Origin of the sequence: Protofrankia sp. BMG5.30, from assembly GCF_001983005.1 — a bacterium.
Lineage (GTDB): Bacteria > Actinomycetota > Actinomycetes > Frankiales > Frankiaceae > Protofrankia > Protofrankia coriariae.
Genome location: NZ_MOME01000018.1, coordinates 72,067 through 88,413, shown reverse-complemented (window position 1 = coordinate 88,413; position 16,347 = coordinate 72,067). Strand labels below are relative to the sequence as shown.

General features: G+C 72.1%; 13 protein-coding genes and 1 pseudogene. 8 read left to right on the top strand and 6 right to left on the bottom strand.

Annotated features, from left to right (window positions below; genetic code table 11):
* Positions 1 to 713: 713 nt before the first annotated feature.
* The 7 genes and pseudogenes from BL254_RS12080 to BL254_RS12045 all read left to right on the top strand — a co-directional run.
* The gene (locus BL254_RS12080) at positions 714 to 932 is read left to right on the top strand and encodes a hypothetical protein (RefSeq protein ID WP_047222327.1); all 219 of its coding nucleotides are present in this window, start codon (positions 714 to 716) and stop codon (positions 930 to 932) included.
* Between the two features lie 67 nt (positions 933 to 999).
* The gene (locus tag BL254_RS12075; protein WP_047222326.1) at positions 1,000 to 1,290 is read left to right on the top strand and encodes a hypothetical protein; all 291 of its coding nucleotides are present in this window, start codon (positions 1,000 to 1,002) and stop codon (positions 1,288 to 1,290) included.
* A gap of 152 nt (positions 1,291 to 1,442) precedes the next feature.
* Positions 1,443 to 2,555, top strand: a complete 1,113-nt coding sequence (locus BL254_RS12070; RefSeq protein ID WP_217699270.1) for a Fic family protein — start codon at positions 1,443 to 1,445, stop codon at positions 2,553 to 2,555.
* A gap of 241 nt (positions 2,556 to 2,796) precedes the next feature.
* A complete protein-coding gene (locus tag BL254_RS12060; RefSeq protein ID WP_371390508.1) occupies positions 2,797 to 3,450 on the top strand; it encodes a class I SAM-dependent methyltransferase in 654 nt (217 codons plus the stop codon).
* A 129-nt stretch (positions 3,451 to 3,579) separates the two neighbouring features.
* Positions 3,580 to 4,719: a glycosyltransferase family 1 protein gene (locus BL254_RS12055; protein WP_047222324.1), complete on the top strand. Its 1,140-nt coding sequence runs from the start codon at positions 3,580 to 3,582 to the stop codon at positions 4,717 to 4,719.
* Between the two features lie 165 nt (positions 4,720 to 4,884).
* Positions 4,885 to 6,012, top strand: coding sequence for a glycosyltransferase family 1 protein (locus tag BL254_RS12050; RefSeq protein ID WP_083731015.1), 1,128 nt, complete (start codon positions 4,885 to 4,887; stop codon positions 6,010 to 6,012).
* A gap of 202 nt (positions 6,013 to 6,214) precedes the next feature.
* A pseudogene (locus tag BL254_RS12045) lies at positions 6,215 to 7,090 on the top strand (glycosyltransferase family 2 protein); the annotation flags it as partial.
* A gap of 185 nt (positions 7,091 to 7,275) precedes the next feature.
* On the opposite strand, the gene BL254_RS12040 reads toward BL254_RS12045, so the two are convergent.
* The 3 genes from BL254_RS12040 to BL254_RS12030 all read right to left on the bottom strand — a co-directional run bounded on the left by BL254_RS12040 (position 7,276) and on the right by BL254_RS12030 (position 11,519).
* The gene (locus BL254_RS12040) at positions 7,276 to 7,512 is read right to left on the bottom strand and encodes a type II toxin-antitoxin system MqsA family antitoxin (RefSeq protein WP_076843337.1); all 237 of its coding nucleotides are present in this window, start codon (positions 7,510 to 7,512) and stop codon (positions 7,276 to 7,278) included.
* The gene (locus BL254_RS12035; RefSeq protein WP_157180427.1) at positions 7,512 to 7,793 is read right to left on the bottom strand and encodes a DUF4258 domain-containing protein; all 282 of its coding nucleotides are present in this window, start codon (positions 7,791 to 7,793) and stop codon (positions 7,512 to 7,514) included. Before BL254_RS12035 ends, BL254_RS12040 begins: the two co-directional genes overlap by 1 nt.
* Positions 7,794 to 7,985: 192 nt before the next feature.
* A complete protein-coding gene (locus BL254_RS12030; RefSeq protein WP_076843365.1) occupies positions 7,986 to 11,519 on the bottom strand; it encodes an NAD-glutamate dehydrogenase domain-containing protein in 3,534 nt (1,177 codons plus the stop codon).
* A gap of 154 nt (positions 11,520 to 11,673) precedes the next feature.
* On the opposite strand from BL254_RS12030, the gene BL254_RS12025 reads away from it, so the two are divergent.
* The gene (locus BL254_RS12025; protein ID WP_047222320.1) at positions 11,674 to 12,747 is read left to right on the top strand and encodes an NDP-sugar synthase; all 1,074 of its coding nucleotides are present in this window, start codon (positions 11,674 to 11,676) and stop codon (positions 12,745 to 12,747) included.
* A gap of 118 nt (positions 12,748 to 12,865) precedes the next feature.
* Here the strand turns inward: BL254_RS12025 and BL254_RS12020 are convergent, their stop codons facing one another.
* The 3 genes from BL254_RS12020 to cofD all read right to left on the bottom strand — a co-directional run bounded on the left by BL254_RS12020 (position 12,866) and on the right by cofD (position 16,173).
* Positions 12,866 to 13,690 carry a DUF3105 domain-containing protein gene (locus BL254_RS12020; protein WP_047222319.1) on the bottom strand — a complete coding sequence of 275 codons (825 nt, stop codon included), beginning with the start codon at positions 13,688 to 13,690 and terminating at the stop codon, positions 12,866 to 12,868.
* A 151-nt stretch (positions 13,691 to 13,841) separates the two neighbouring features.
* Positions 13,842 to 15,167: a coenzyme F420-0:L-glutamate ligase gene (locus BL254_RS12015; protein ID WP_076843336.1), complete on the bottom strand. Its 1,326-nt coding sequence runs from the start codon at positions 15,165 to 15,167 to the stop codon at positions 13,842 to 13,844.
* Positions 15,160 to 16,173 carry a 2-phospho-L-lactate transferase gene (gene cofD, locus BL254_RS12010; RefSeq protein ID WP_047222318.1) on the bottom strand — a complete coding sequence of 338 codons (1,014 nt, stop codon included), beginning with the start codon at positions 16,171 to 16,173 and terminating at the stop codon, positions 15,160 to 15,162. The genes BL254_RS12015 and cofD overlap by 8 nt, the downstream gene beginning before the upstream one ends.
* Positions 16,174 to 16,347 lie beyond the last annotated feature (174 nt).

The window sequence follows — 16,347 nt, the reverse complement described above, 5'->3', positions numbered from 1 at the left end:
CGGCGATACGAACGAGTCCCGCGGGGCGCACCCAGGCCGCCGCGCGTCCGACCGGCAGTTCCCGGGTGATCGGTCCCGTACCGTTACCTGTACATACCAGGGCGGAGTGCAACGCGGCTCCCAACGTGATTGGAATGACCCTGGACAATGCCGCTTATGCCTTTCGCTCACACGATTTTCTGGATATCAGCTACACGGGGGTCTGCGCGGGCTCCCCAAACGTGCGGCATGTTCTCGGCCAGCGTCCGGAGCCTGGTTCCTGTGTCTCGACCCGCACAAGCGTTACGTTGTTGATCCAGGCCGAGTGGTGCACGTCGACTCCATCACCGACCGCGTCACCGACCGGGTGACGGATACTGAGGCTGAACTCATGATTTGATCAGTCGGTTCACCGGTCGGGGTGTGGACGTTCGCCGCCTGTGCCGACCAGCATCGAGGATTCCGAGTTCGGGCCTGCTCCGGAACCAGGGCCGCCACTGTTCGATCGTCGCTGTGCTGGTGCGTCACGTCGGTAGGGCGGGGAGATGCGGGGTGAGCCGAGGGCGGACGCCTGTTCCCTTGCGGAGCAGGTGGCGACTGCACCCGGATCATCCAGCGCTGGGGAGGTCCGTAGCTCACCCGATGGGGTTCTTGTATGTGCTGGCATGTGTAGGCATGCTGAGGTCGAGGCAGACTTGATGGATCCGGACGGACCCGGAGGGACGGGGAGGGAAGTGACGCAGCCACAGCCCGGCGGTTGGCCGGACGARCGCGAGCTGCCACGGCTCCTCGCCGACGCCGAGGAGATCGACGCCGATCCCGGGACCGAACGGGCGATCGACGAGGCGCTTGACGACTATGCGGCCGGCCGGTTCATCCGCTGCCACGGCGAGGACGAGTTCGACGCGCTCCTCGCGTCACTGGCCGCGCACCCGCATCCTCGGGCCGGCTGACCGCGTCCGCGTGTCCGGATGAGCGAGTCGGCATCGAACTGCTGTTCGGATCCCCTATCGTGTGCGCATGCCGACCTTCGACGTCGTCGCGAGGTTCCTCGCGGAGTACTCGCGACTGAGTCCCGCGGAGCGGGCCGCGTTCGACCGGGCGCGTCGGCTGTTCGTCCAGGCCCTGCGTGAGGGCCGCCGGGATCCCCGGCTGCGCGCAAAGCCCTTCAGGAAGATGCCGGGTGTCTGGGAGCTGACATGGGCGCCCGACGGCCGGGCGCTGTGGATGTACGGCGACCCGGTCCCCGGCAGGCGCGGCCCRCACATCATCTGGCTCCGTATCGGTACCCACGACATCTTCGACCGATAGGCGCAGCCCTTCTGTGAATCGTCCGTCCGTCCGAGTCCTCGTCCTCGTCGAGGATCGAGAACCTCACCTCTGATGCGAAGGCCATCGCTTTCGCCGAACTGGGCAGCACCGACAGGCGCAACGCCACCGCGATCGTCGGGAATGTCGCCGCGATGAAAGCCGCTCTGGACCTGGCCGACCGTCTCGACCAGGACGCGATCCTGGCCGTGCACGCGGCTCTCCTGTCCAGGCACGCCCCGAGAATCGCCGGCCGTTGGCGCGAGGAGCAGGTGTGGATCGGTGGGAATTCCTACGGCCCGMACGACGCCGCCTTCGTTCCCCCGCGCCACCGCCACATCCCCGCGCTGATGGACGACCTGGTGCGGTTCATCGGCAGGACCAATCTGCCGTCGCTGAGCCAGGCCGCGATCGCGCACGCCCAGTTCGAGACGATCCACCCGTTCCCCGACCGGAACGGACGTACCGGCCGGGCGTTGATACACGCGATGCTGCGCGGTCACGGGCTGACCCGTGACGTCACCGTCCCGGTCTCCGCCGGGCTGTTCACCGAGACCGGGGCCTATTTCGACGCCCTGACCGCCTATCGCGAGGGAGATCTGTCGGCAATCGTGGAACGGATGGCGCACGCCTCCTTCGCGGCCGTCACGAACGGGCGTCAGCTTGCCGCCGAACTGCGCGGTCTTCGTGCGAGCTGGGAGGAGACGCTTCGGGTCCGGCGGGACTCTGGCGCCCGGCGGCTTGCCGATGTGCTTCTGCGGCAGCCGGTCGTCGGCGCGGGCACGGTGGCCGCCGAACTCGGCGTCACGCCGCAGAACGAGCGGCGCGCCATCGCGCCGCTCGTCGAAGCGGGCATTCTCACCGAGTTCACCGGATTCACCCGTAACAGAATGTGGCAGGCCACCGCCGTACTCGCCCGCCCTCGACGCGTTCGCGGCGCGCGCCGGCCGGCGAGGAGACATGTGATCAACAACACGATCGTGGAGGCGGATGAAAGATCGAAGGAAATCATGGACACGGTTCAGGGCGGCCAGGCGTTCACGGCTACTCGTGACGGCCATCGGATCGGTGAACTGATCCCGTTGCGGCGACGCACACGGTTCGTCCCGCGCAGCGAGTTCGTGGTGATGTCCCGCGGTGCTCCCGGTATCTCTCTGGCCGCCTTTCGTGCCGATCAGGACGCTGCGTCCGATCGGGAATCGGACGATCCACACGTTCGAGAGTGCGCTGGCCAAGACCTCTGTGAGCGGAAGCCCCGCGATCGGTGAAGCCCACCGGCCTGACAGATCCGCCGGGCTTGACAGATCCGTCGGGGGTGGTGGGCCGGGGGTGGTTGGGGCGGGGCAGACTGTCGTTCATGACGTGGGTGGCGGTGAGACGCGGAAGCGGGCGGTCGCGAAAGGCGCGGTCGCGAAAGGCGTGGCGGTGAAGGGGCCGACCGCGAAAGGCGCGGCGGTGGCCTTGCTGCGGGATCAGGCGCTGGCGTATGCCGGGCATCAGGTGCACGTCATGCGCCGCCGGGAGGCCGGCACGCTGCTGGCCTGGGCGGGTGAGCTGGCCGGGCGGACCGTCCTGGACGTCGCCGGCGGTGACGGGTACTGGGCTGGCCAGGCGGTGCGCCGCGGGGCGCGGGCGGTCTGCCTCGACCTCGCCCGCGGCAAGCTGGAGTTCGGCCGCCGGCTGCGTGGGCGTCCCTCACTCGTCGAGGGGAACGCGCTGGCGCTGCCGTTCGCCGACGCCTCCTTCGACGTGGTGCTGTCGGTCTGCGCGATCGAGCACTTCGACGACGGGCCGGCCGCGCTCACCGAGATGACGCGGGTGCTCAGGCCAGGTGGGGACCTTGTCATGTCCGCGGACGCCCTCACCCGCGCCGACGAGTGGCCGCGGCTGTTCGCCCGGCACCGGCAGCGCTACCACGTCCAACAGACCTACACCGGCGACCAGTTGGCGAAGCTGCTCGACGAGCGCGGCCTGACGGTGGTGCGCCAGACCTACATGTTCCGCTCGCGGCGGGCCGAGCGGCTGTACCTGACGCTGTCGGCGAAGGGCGGCCGGGCCGGCTGGAACGCGGCGGCCCCGCTGTCACCGATCGTCACCCTGTCCGACCGGCGTACCCCGGACGGCCACGGCAGCGTGGTGCTGCTCCACGCCCGTAAACGGTAACCACGCCCGGTTCGCGGCGGACGCCGGCCACGACCGGCACCGGCTGTGACCGGCACCGACTGTGACCGGCACCGCCACCACACCACCGGCAGTTAGCGGGCCGGCTTCTCCCGAGGAAGATGGTTCGTCGTGCGGATTGGGTTCCTCCTCGACCAGATGCTGGCGCCGGTGCCCGGGGGGACGGGGCGGTACTCGGCGGAGCTCGCCGCCGCCCTCGTGCGGACGGCGCGGTCGGGCGAGACCGTCGTCGGCTGGTGCGCCTGGCGCCCGGAGGCCGCCACCGCCGCCGCGGCCGTGCCGGGCGTCCTCGGCCCCATCCGGCTGCCGCTGCCCCGCCAGGGGCTGGCCGCCGCCTGGCAGCGTGGCCACGGACCGGCGCCGACGGGGGTGGACGTCGTCCACGCCCCCACCCTGCTCGTCCCGCCCCGGCGGCCGGGGGTGCCGCTGGTCGTCACGGTCCACGACGCCGTGCCGTGGACCCATCCGCACACCCTCACCCCGCACGGCGCTCGCTGGCACCGGCGGATGGGCGTCCGGGTGGCCCGCCACGCCGACGCCGTGATCGTCCCCACCAGGGCCGTCGCCGTCGACCTGCGGGCCTGTCTGCCGATCCCGGCCGACCGGGTGCACGTCGTCGGGGAGGGGGTGAGCGAGGCGGTCGGGCAGGTCCCGGCGGACGCTGCCGCCCGCGCCGAACGTCTCGACCTGCCCGCCGGCGGCTATCTGCTCACCCTCGCCACTCTGGAGCCGCGCAAGGGCCTGGACACGGTGCTCGCCGCGCTGCGCGACCCGGCCGCGCCCGACCTGCCGCTGGTGCACGTCGGCCCGCCGGGCTGGGGCGGGCTGGACCTGCGGGCCGAGGCCACCCGTGTCGGCCTCGACCCGGCCCGGCTGCGGCTGCTCGGCCGGCTGGACGACGCCGACCTCGCGGTCGTGCTGTCGCGGGCCACCGCGCTGCTCGCGCCGAGCCGGTCGGAGGGTTTCGGGCTGCCGGTCGTCGAGGCGATGGCCCACGGCGTCCCCGTGATCGCCTCTGACATTCCCGCGTTCGTCGAGGTCGGTGGGCCCGCGATAGTAACCGTCGCGGTCGGCGACGCCACCGCGCTGGCCCGCGCCGCCGCGTCCGTTGTTAGCGACGCAGAGTTACATCGTCGGCTGAGTGTGGACGGGCGAGCGAGAGCGGCGGCATTTACCTGGAACGGGGCAGCGGAATCGCTCTGGTCCCTTTACCGTCGACTTAGCGGCTCTCGGGAGTTCTCGACGGGGTGACTCTCGGGATCCGGTGCGGGCGTAGGCTTGCCTGCGGACCGAGGTCGATGTGATCGGCAGCGCCCGACGGATCGGGAGCGATCCGTCGGGGGACAGCTTCACACGGCGTCGGTGGTCTCAAAGAACCTAGCGGTGAGTAACATGCCGCCAGTCGGAAGGAGCGCCGTGTCTCCCCGGGTGCTCGTCGACGCCACTGCGGTTCCAGCCGACCGTGGTGGCGTCGGTCGTTATGTCGACGGGCTGGTGGCGGCCTTGGATGCGGCTGGCGCCGACCTTGCCCTGGTCTGTCAACGATCGGACTACGAGCGGTACGGCCGGATGGCCCCGCGCGCCAACGTGGTGGCGGGTCCGGCGGCGATCGCCCACCGGCCCGCCCGCCTGGCCTGGGAACAGACCGGCCTGCCGCTGGTCGCCTACCAGGTCGGCGCACAGGTCATCCATTCGCCGCACTACACCATGCCGTTGCGCACCTCACAGCCGGTGTGCGTGACCATCCACGATGTCACGTTCTTCACAGAGCCGGAGATGCACACCGCCGTGAAGGGAACGTTCTTCCGGTCGGCGATGCGCACCGCCGTGCGCAAGGCAAACAGGATCATCGTCCCGTCCAAGGCCACCCGGGACGAGCTCATCCGGGTCCTCGACGGCGACTCGACCACGACCGACGTCGCCTACCACGGGGTGGAGACCGCGACCTTCCACCCGCCCACGGAGGAGGACAAGCGCCGGGTGCGGCTGCGGCTCGGTCTCGGCGACAGCCGTTACGTCGCCTTCCTCGGGATGCTCGAGCCCCGCAAGAACGTGCCGAACCTGATCCGAGGCTGGGCCGAGGCCGTGCACGACCGAGTGGACCCCCCCGCGCTGGTGCTCGCCGGCGGCTCGGGCTGGGACGACGACGTGGACGCCGCGGTCGCCTCGGTGCCGTCCCATCTGAAGGTGGTCCGCCCCGGCTACCTGCGCTTCTCCGACCTGCCCGGGTATCTGGGCGGAGCGTCGCTGGTCGCCTACCCGTCCCACGGGGAGGGCTTCGGGCTGCCGGTGCTGGAGGCGATGGCCTGCGGCGCGCCGGTGCTGACGACACCCCGGCTGTCCCTGCCGGAGGTCGGCGGTGACGCCGTCGCCTACACCCAGCCCGACGTCGACTCGATCGCCCGGGAGATGGGCGCGCTGCTCGACGACGCGCCGCGGCGTGAGTCGCTGGCGCAGGCCGGTCTCGCCCGGGCCCGGGAGTTCACCTGGGCGGCGAGCGCCGAGGCGCACCTGGCGAGCTACGCACGGGCCGCTGTGTCCTGACCCCGACAGTCGGCCTCGGCCCCGCCGGTGGCATCCTGACCCGGGTGCGACAATCGCGTGCGCATCCGGTGAGCAGGGACGAAGAGGGCGGTCAGTGAGCGCACAGAACGAGGCAGCACCGACGCAGCCGCAACCGGCGTCACCGCCACCGTCACCGGACGGCGGGCCGGAGGGCGCTGTTCCCGGGGACGCGCGGCCGCACCTGCGGGTGGTGGTCGTGGCGTTCCACTCCGGGCAGGTGCTCGGCCCCTTCCTGGACTCCCTGGCCAAGGCCACGTCGCTGCCCTACGAGGTCGTCGTGGTGGACAACTCGCCGGCGCTGGACGAGGGCACCGCCGCCGCCGCCGAACGCGACGAGGTCCGCCTGCTGCGCACCGGGCGCAACCTCGGCTACGGGACGGCGGTCAACCGTGGCGCCGCCGGCAGTACCGCCCCGTGGCTGGTGGTGGCCAACCCCGACATCACGTTCACGCCGGGGTCGCTCGACGAGCTGCTGGCGGCGTCCGAACGCTGGCCGGGCGCTGGCGCCTTCGGCCCGGCGATCACCAACCCGGGGGGCGTGCTCTACCCGTCGGCCCGCGAGCTCCCCTCCCTGTGGCGGGGGATCGGCCACGCCCTGTTCGGCTGGTGCTGGCCGACGAACCCGTGGACGACGGCCTACCGCCGCGAGCGCGGCGCGCTGGTCGAGACGACCGCCGGCTGGCTGTCCGGGGCGTGCCAGGTGCTGCGGCGCCAGGCGTTCGAGACGGTCGACGGGTTCGACGAGACGTACTTCATGTTCATGGAGGACGTGGACCTCGGCCGCCGGCTCGGTCTGCTCGRCTGGCAGCGGGTCTACGTGCCGACCGCGGTCGTGGAACATCTCGGCGGCCACTCGACGAGGCGCTCCTCCCGCCGCATGGTCGTCGCCCATCACCGCAGCATGTTCCGTTACCTGTCCCGGCAGTACCCGGACGCGCGCCATCTGCCGCTGCGGATCCTGCTCGGGCTGGGGCTCGGCCTGCGTCTGCTGCTGGCCGTGGCGTTCGCCGACAACAGCGCCGGCGCCCGCGCGACCCGCTCCGCCGACGCCCTCCCGCCCCGCGGCACCGACCCGTCCCGAAGTACTGAGCCCGCCCAGAACGAGGCACCGGCCCGCGACACAGAGCTCGCCCGTGACACGGAGCCTGTTCAGAACACGGGGTCTGTTCGAGATGCGGATGTGACCCGGGACAGCGACCCACCACGAAACGTCGACTCGGGTACCCCGGGCGAGGGCGGTTTTCAGGCCGCTGCCACGGCCTCGCTGTAGGGCCGGACCGCCACCGCGTCGACGGCCAGCATCTCACGAAAAAGATCATCCAGTCGGCGTGCCACCGGACCGTCCAGCCACGTCATACCGCACGACGGGCACTCCTCCACCGGGATGTCCGTGACCACCGCCACCCGGCCGTCCCGCTGTACGACCTTCRGCTTCCGGCCAGGACGGATCTCGCCGTTGCCACACACGTCACAGCGCACTACCGCCTCCTCCGGAAGCCGTCCGACCACTCGGTCGGATAAGGCTCGTATACCGTCACCAGTGTCTCCTGTCGCCGGCTCTCGTCAACGGCGACTACGACATGCAGTGGCCGGAGCCATTCGACCACCAGCACTAACTCCTTGGCGACGAACAGTCCACCCGGCGCTTCTTCGATGACCTGGCCTGATCCGAGTAACCGTTCAAACTCGCCGAGCGCGATGTCGATGATCTGAAGTTTGTCGAAGACGTGCTCCGTGTATCGGTAGCTGAACCGTTGCACGTAGGGTCGTGAGACTGGACGGTAGTGGCCGTCCCCTCCGTGCATGACGCCTCCACCAGAGCAAGGTCGACGATCTATAAAGATCGTAACCGGCGCCTCGGAGCGCAGCGTATGTCCCCCGGTACGCACCGAGTCGACGATGTGGGGGCTGACCCGTGGAAACGGCGATTGGCCGGACGGTAGGGTCGCAGCCTAGCGGCTTGGGGCGAGTTCGTTCAGGCGGCTGGCCACGACGGAGATCATGGCGCTGGTGAGGCGGGGAGCCGCCGCGGCCTCCTCGACGATGGCGCGTACCCGGTCCGCCCGGGCGCCGGTGGTGATCCGTTCGATGGCCGCGTCCGGATCGAACTCGGGCGCCGACATGGCGGCCTCGGTCAGTGCCGAGCGGGCCCGGGCGACATCCGCCCGCAGTGCCGCGGCGGCCATGTGCTCCCAGCGTGACTGGCCGGGCGGCTGCGCGCCACGGCCGATCAGGTGCGCCAGGCCCAGCTTGCCGAGCCCCAGCCTCGTCCCGATGGCGGTGTGGACGTGCAGCACGTCACTCGGCTCAAGATCGTTACGTAGTGCGACGTCGACGACGTCCAGCGCCGGGCTCATCGCGTCCAGCCAGGCGACGCGTTCGGCCAGCGGGGCAGGCAGGCCGCGTTCGTAGAGCTGTTCGGCGAACCGCAGGACGGCGGTCAGCTCCTGGTCGCTGCCCACGGTGGCGAGCACGGTGGGCAGCGCCGCGGCGACCTCGGCCACCCCCTCGGCGTAACGGGTGGTCTCGGCCGTGATGTCCAGCAGTGACCGGCGGGAGCRCAGCAGCCACAGCGCGGCCTCCTCCTGGACGAAGTGGCAGTGCAGCAGGGCCTCGGCGGACGGATCGCTGGAACCCACGGCCGGGCGTGAACGGCTGCCCTCGGCGGAGCCGTCACCGGGGCTTCCGCCAGAGCCGCCACCGATGCCGCCACTGGGGCCGCCGCTGGGGCTGCCGCCACTGAGATCTCCGCCGAGGCAGTGCGTGTCGAGCGCCTCCCAGATGTCGGTGAGGCCGAGCAGGCTGCCGGTGATGACGAACGCGCGCGCCCCCTGGACCGTGTCCGCGCCAGTCAGCTCCCGCAGGCGGTGCAGGAACCCGGCGCCGACCCGGTCGATGATCGAGTTGGTGAGCTGGGACGTGACGATCTCCCGTCGCAGCGGGTGGCGGTCGAAGTGCGCGTGCAGCACCGGCCGCAGGGACGCCGGCAGGTAGGCGTCCAGGACGGGTACGAGCGCCGGATCGTCGGGCAGGGGCGAGTCCAGCAGTGCGCGGGCCACCGTCCGTTTGGCGTAGGCGTGCAGGATGGCGATCTCCGGCCGGGTGTACGTGCGTCCCGCGGCGACCCGGGCGGTCAGCTCCTCGGCGCCCGGCAGGGTCTCGACGTCCAGGTCGATCTCGCCGGTGTCGACCAGGTGCTCGACGAACCTCGACAGCCCGTCCGCCGAGGTCACGACATGGCGTTCCGCCGCGCTCAGCGCCAGGGCCTGGCGGGCACAGTCGGTCAGGACCGCCCGCACGACGTCGCCGGTGGCGGCCGCCAGCAGCCGCTCGCGTTCGGCCCGGTCGATCGCACCCGCCCCGATCGCCAGCTCAAGACCGATCTTGATGTTGACCTCGCGGTCGGAGCAGTCGACGCCGCCGGAGTTGTCCACGAAGTCGGTGTTGCACCGTCCGCCGCGCAGGGCGAACTCGACCCGGGCGGCGTCGGTGAGGCCGAGGTTGCCGCCCTCGGCCACGACCCGGCAGCGCAGCTGCCGGGCGTCGACCCGCATCCCGTCGCGGGCCTTGTCCCCGACCGAGGCGTGCTCCTGCCCGCTGGCCTTCACCCAGGTGCCCACGCCGCCGTTCCACATCAGGTCGACCGGTGCGCGCAGGATCGCCCGGACCAGGGCGTCGGCGGGCAGCGTGTCGTCGCCGACACCGAGCAGCTCGCGGACCGGCTCGGTCAGCTCGATCCGCTTGGACGACAGCGGGAAAACGCCCCCGCCGGCCGACAGCAGGCCGCGGTCGTAGTCGTCCCAGCTGCTCGACGGCAGCGACGCCAGCCGGCGGCGCTCCTCGAACGACCGGGCCGGGTCGGGGTCGGGGTCGAGGAAGATGTGCCGGTGGTCGAAGGCGGCCACCAGCCGCAGATGGCGGGAGAGCAGCATCCCGTTGCCGAAGACGTCGCCGGACATGTCACCGATGCCGACGACGGTCAGGGGCTCGCGGTCGGCGTCGACGCCGAGCTCGGCGAAGTGCCGACGCACCGACTCCCACACGCCGCGGGCGGTGATGCCCAGCGCCTTGTGATCGTATCCGCTGCGGCCGCCGGAGGYGAACGCGTCGCCGAGCCAGTAGCCGTTCGCCGCCGCCACCTGGTTGGCCAGGTCGGAGAAGCGGGCCGTGCCCTTGTCGGCGGCGACGACCAGATAGGTGTCGGACCCGTCGTGGCAGACCATCCCCGCCCGGCAGTGCGTCTCGCCGTCGGCCCGGTTGTCGACGAGGGCCAGCAGCGCCTCCATGAACCGCGTGTAGCAGGACTCGGCCAGCCGGGCGAGCCGCCCCGGGTCCGTCGGCGGGCGGCGCAGCACGAACCCGCCCTTGGCCCCGTCCGGCACGATGACGGCGTTCTTGACCCGCTGGGCCTTCATCAGACCGAGGATCTCGGTCCGCAGGTCCTCCTGACGGTCGGACCAGCGGATACCGCCGCGGGCCAGCAGGGCGCCGCGCAGGTGCACCGCGTCGAACCGGGGGGAGCTGACGAAGGTCTCGGCCTCCGGCAGCGGCCGGGGCAGCCACGGCAGCCCGGCCGGGGCGAGTTTGAAGGCCAGCGCGTCCCCGGCGCCACCGCCCATCTCGTATCCGTGGCCGTACCCGGCGTGGACCGCTGACCCGGCTGGCCCGGCCGGCTCGCTCTGTTCGGAGGGTGCGTGGCCGGCTCCCGCCGGCCGGTCGGGCAGCGTTCGCTGGAGCTGGATCCGCTCCGGCGCCGAGTCGGGTGTCGCGTAGAACGTCGTCCGGACGATCGCGAGGACGACGTCGCGCAGCCTGCGCAGCACGGTGTCGTCGTTGATGCCCGTCACCCACCCGAGCGCGTCCTCCAGCGCGGCGTGCAGCCGTTCGGCGTTGTCCGGGTTCGCCCGCAACGGATCCATCCGGGCGTGGAAGAGGGCCACCAGGTCGTGCGCGTAGGACGGGTGGGCGGTCAGGACGCGGTGGGCGTAGCGCCCACCCAGCGACGTCCCGGCCAGGCGCAGGTAACGGAACAGCGTCCGCAGCAGCCGCACCTCACGGGCGGTGAGCCCGGCGGTGAGCACCAGCGAGTCCAGGCTGTCGCTGTCGACGTCCCCGAGCGCGAGACCACTGAGGATGTCGCGCAGCCCGTCCATCTGCTTCAGCGCCGCCTCCGCCAGCTCCGGGGAGACGATCATGTGGTACTCGTCCAGGGTGGCCATGCCCCCGTCCGGGCCCGGACGGCTCGGCAGGCAGCGGTGGGTCCGCGCGCGCAGGCCCAGGTTGGCCAGCACCGGTATCACGTCGGCGATCGGCGGCTCGTGCGCCTGCCAGGCGAGCCACACCGCCAGCGTGGCGGTCCCGTCGTCGGTGCGGGCGGCGGCGAAGCCCGGCTCCCAGCCCTGGGCCAGCCCGGCCAGAGCGGTCTCGGCACCCGACAGGGTGCCGTCGTGCAGGAGCCGATAGCTGCGATCAGACGGGCGTACCACCCTTTCAGCATCGCCAGAAGTGCCGGGCAGCGCACTCCGGCACACCGCGCGGCCGGCTGGCCGGCTCCCACGGCTGGGTGTCCGCGACGCGACGTCACCGAAATACGCGAACATCGTGCACCAGGCGGTGTCGCCTCTGCGAAACTGACCCGCCATGGACGCTGTGATGCTGGTCGGGGGGCAGGGCAGCCGGCTGCGCCCGTTGACGATGTCGGCACCGAAACCGATGCTTCCGGTCGCCGGGGTGCCGGTGACCGCCCACATGCTCGCCCGCGCCCGGGACGCGGGGATCACCCGGGTCGTTCTCGCGACCTCGTACCGGGCCGAGGTGTTCGAGGAGTATTTCGGGGACGGCTCCGCCCACGGGCTGGAGTTGGAATACGTCACCGAGGCCGAGCCGCTCGGGACCGGCGGCGGGATCCGCAACGTCGCGTCGAGGCTGCGTGGCGGCCCGGACGACCCGGTGGTCGTCTTCAACGGCGACATCCTCTCCGGGCTGGACATCGCCGCGCTGGTGCGGCGCCACCGCCAGGCCGACGCGGCCGTCACCCTGCACCTGACCGAGGTCGACGACCCGCGGGCGTTCGGTGTCGTCTCCACCGACGCGGACGGCCGGGTCACCCAGTTCCTGGAGAAGACACCCGACCCGCCGACCAACCGGATCAACGCGGGCTGTTACGTGTTCCGCCGGTCGGTGATCGACAGCATTCCGGTGGGGCGTCCGGTCTCGGTCGAGCGGGAGACCTTCCCCGGGCTGCTGGACGCCGGTTTCCTGGTGGTCGGCTACATCGACAGCACCTACTGGCTGGACCTGGGCACACCCGACGCGTTCGTCCGGGGCTCCCGGGATCTGGTGACCGGACGGATCGCCTCCTCGGCGCTGCCGGGGCCGGTGGGTGACTGGCTGGTGCTGCCAGGCGCCTCCGTCGCCGTCGACGCCAAGATCGGCGGGGGCGCGGTGGTGGGCGTCGGCGCGGTGGTGGGTGCCGGCGCCACCGTCGACGGCGCGGTGCTCTTCGACGGCGCGGTGATCGGTGAGGGCGCGACCGTGCGCACCTCGGTGGTGGGCGCCGGCGCGGTCGTCGGGAACAGGGTGTCGCTGGACGGGGTGGTCATCGGTGACCGCGCACGGATCGGGGCCGGCAATGAGCTGCGGGCCGGCGCCCGCGTCTTCCCCGACGCGGTGCTGACCGCGGGCGCGATCCGTTTCAGCTCCGACCGCGTCTGACCGGCCGGGGCGGGCCGGCTGGCGGCGTCCACCCGGCCCTTCGTTCGTCTCCTGGCCGGGGCGCGCGCCCGCGGCCTGCCCGAAGCTCTCCGCACCAAAGCTCTCAACGCCGAAGCGCTCAGCGCGGCACCGTGGGATCGGGCGCGGCGGACGTCCCCGGCGCGGGAGTCGTCCCGCCCGGCGTGGCCTGCGCCTGCGCGGTCAGCGCGGCCACCGTGCCCGCGATCGTCGGGCTGAGGTTGAGGCTCCCACCGGAGGCACCTGACTCGGCGGCGGTGGGGGAGTCCCAGGCCGCGCCGGCGGGGTCCGGGTTGGCGTAGGTGGACACGAACTCCTTGATGACGCTCTCGGAGACGGTCGCGCAACGCTGGGTGCGGTCCCAGGCGGTGAGGACGAAGTGCTTGTCCTCGGGGAAGTCGCCGCGTTCCCAGGGCAGCGCGATGAACCGCTCACCGGCGTTCTCAGCAGCCGCACGCAGCGCCGTGACCTGGTCGTCGGGGAGCTTCGGGTCGTACCAGCCGATGACGAAGCCGTGCTCGAGATTGTGCACGGCGCGTTCGATCCGCAGTTTCGGGATGCGCTCGTAGAAGCGGTAGGCGTCCGGCAGCGGGTCGGCGTCATGGTTGCCGGACGACGGCGGGGCCACGTCGTAGTTGACGGTCTCGTTCGCCGCGACATGGGTGTTGCCGCGTGACGCGTCGTTGACGACCCCGGTGCACCCGGCCGTCGCCGCGGCCCCGCTCGCCGCCGCGACATAGCCGACCTTGCGGGTTTCGTCCTTCGACTGGTTGTCGCGCACGGCATAGATGATGCCGGCCAGCACCGCGAGCAGGACGACACTGGCGGAACCGTAGAGCAGCCAGGAGCGGCGCCGCTCCTGGCGCCGCTGTTCGCGCCGGAGCGCCTCCAGCCGTGCGTTGCGTTCCGCGTTCTTTTTGCCCACGGCGCCCCATCCTACGAAGGTCCGAATATCACGCCGCACCCCGTCCTGGCCATGAGGTTCCGGTTACGGGATCCGGGTCACAGGGTGCGCTCCTGGTCACCCGCTCCTGGTCAGCTGATCCGCTCACCCGGCCCGGGCCACGTGACCCGGCTCACCTGGTGACGACGAACGGCGTGACGTCCCGGGGCGGGCGTGGCTCGGGCGGACGCGCCGGATGGCCGATCCCCACCGCGCCCATGGGCTGCCAGTCCGCCGGCAGCCGCAGCACCTCGTGGACCACGTCCGGGCAGAACAGGGTGCTCGACACCCAGCACGCTCCCAGGCCCTCCGCGGCCAGGCAGACCAGCATGTTCTGCACGCCGGCTCCCATCGCGACCAGGAACATCCGCTCCTCGGCGGCGGCCCGCCGGCGGTCGGGATAGCCATGGGCGCCGTCGGTGACCAGGCAGGGCACGACCAGGACGGGCGCCCGGCGCAGGACGTCGCCACGCCCTAGCCGGCGGGTGACCGCGGCCGGGTCGAAGCCGTCCGCGCGCAGGTCCGCAGCCCATGCCTCGGCCATCCGTGTCAGCAGCTCGTCGCGGGCGTCGGCGACGACCACGAACCGCCACGGGGTCGTGTGATGCGGGGCCGGGGCGGTCACGGCGGCGGCGAAGGCGCGCTGGAGCGCCCGCGGATCCACGGGCGCGTCGCTGAACTCGCGGACCGTCCGCCGGGCGGTGACCGCCGAGCGCCGGGCCTCGGCGGTGCCGAGCCGGAACATGTCCTCGCCCGCCGGACGGACCAGCGCCCGGGCCCCGCGGCCGTCGTCGGCGAGCGCGCGCAGGCCGCGCACGAGCGCCACCGGCACCCCGGACAGCTTCCGTTTGACCAGGTCGGCGGCGGCGGCCAGCTCGTCCGCCTCGGCGATCTCGGTCATGCCCAGCTCGTTGCCGTACGGGTCGACGTCGCCGATGTGGCTGCGCAGCGCGGCCAGCCCCGCGACACCGATCGCGTGGTCGGTCAGGCCGGCCCGCCACGGCCGGCCGGCGGTGTCGCTGACGACGACGCCCACGGACACGCCCAGACGGGCCCGCAGGCCGTCGACCAGGGCCCGCGCGCTCGCGTCCGGGTCGAGCGGCAGCAGGGCGATCTCGTCCTTGCGGACGTTCGACGCGTCCACCCCGGCATTGGCGAGCACGAACCCGTGCCGGGTCTCGACGATGCGGGTCGGCCCTCGGGCGGCGACCTCGCGGACGGTCTCGGTCTCGACGGCGGCCAGTCGCGCGGCATCCCGGTCGCCGCCCGCCGGGACCAGCCGCCCCTCGGCCTTCGAGACGATCTTCGAGGTGACGACGAGGATGTCATCGTCGCGTAACGTGACATTCTGGGTGGCAAGCGCGGTTGCGATGACCGCTGTGAGGTCGTCGCCCGCGTGTATCTCGCCGATTCCCGTGATGGCTATTACGGAAAGTGACGAACGTGGTGACTCAGACACCGGCGAGCTCCAGAGCCGCGCGGACGATCTCGACGGTCGCGCCGATGTCCGTCATCAGCAGTGGCCGGGCCTTCACCGTGACGCCGGGTACCTGCGTGCCGGTGTCGGCGGTGTCGACCAGCCAGCCGTCGAGGATCCCGCCGCCAGCGGCCGCGTCGGTGCCCCCGCCGCTGGTGCCCCCGCCGCCGCTGCTCCTGCCCGTGGCGGGGGTGCCGCGGGCGCCGTAGTGGGCGCCGACCGCGCCCGCGGTGGTGGCCACACCGATCGCGCGCAGGCAGGCGTCCGCCATGCCGCGTACCGGGGCCCCGCCGATGATCGGGGACACCCCGACGACGGGCGCGGGTGTCGCGACCAGCGCCGCCCGCAGCCCCGGCACGGCGAGGATCGACCCGATGGACACCACCGGGTTCGACGGCGGGAGCAGCACGACGTCGGCGTCCGCGAGCGCGTCGAGCACCCCCGGTGCCGGCCGCGCCTGCTCGGCCCCGACCGAGATGATCTCCTGGGCCGGGGTGGCGGCGCGCATCCGCAGCCACCACTCCTGGAAGTGCACGGCCCGCCGCCCCTGCTCGGTGTCGACGACCACATGCGTCTCGACCCGGTCGTCGCTCATCGGCAGCAGACGTAGCCCCGGCTGCCACCGCTGGCACAGCGCCGCGGTCACGTCGGTGAGCGAATAGCCGGCGGCGAGCATCTGGGTGCGGACGAGATGGGTGGCGAGGTCGCGGTCGCCGAGCCCGAACCAGGCCGGGCCGACGCCGTAGGCTGCCAGCTCTTCGGCCACGGTGAACGTCTCCTCGTGCCGGCCCCAGCCCCGCTCGGTGGAGATCCCCCCGCCGAGGGTGTACATGACCGTGTCGAGGTCGGGGCAGATACGCAGGCCGTGCAGGGTGATGTCGTCACCGGTGTTGCCGATCACCGTGATGTCGGCGTCGGGTAACGCGGCCCGCACACCGAGCAGGAAACGGGATCCCCCGATGCCGCCCGCGAGCGCTGTGATCCTCACCGTGCCCTCGCGTCCCGTGCCCTCGCGTCCCGTGACTGTGTCACCGTTCGACCCTATCCGCATGCTGTCACCGGTGACGGCCGAGCCGGCCGCCGTGGGTACCGCGGCCGCGTTCCAGTGCCGCGTTCCAGGGCCGCCGGTTCCCCGCGGCTGTCAGGCGCTGGGACTCGGGGA

Excerpts from the sequence above, each read along its gene's own strand:
- BL254_RS12060 (WP_371390508.1), top strand. The coding sequence starts at position 2,797 with ATGCGCCGCCGGGAGGCCGGCACGCTGCTGGCCTGGGCGGGTGAGCTG.
- BL254_RS12025 (WP_047222320.1), top strand. The coding sequence starts at position 11,674 with ATGGACGCTGTGATGCTGGTCGGGGGGCAGGGCAGCCGGCTGCGCCCG.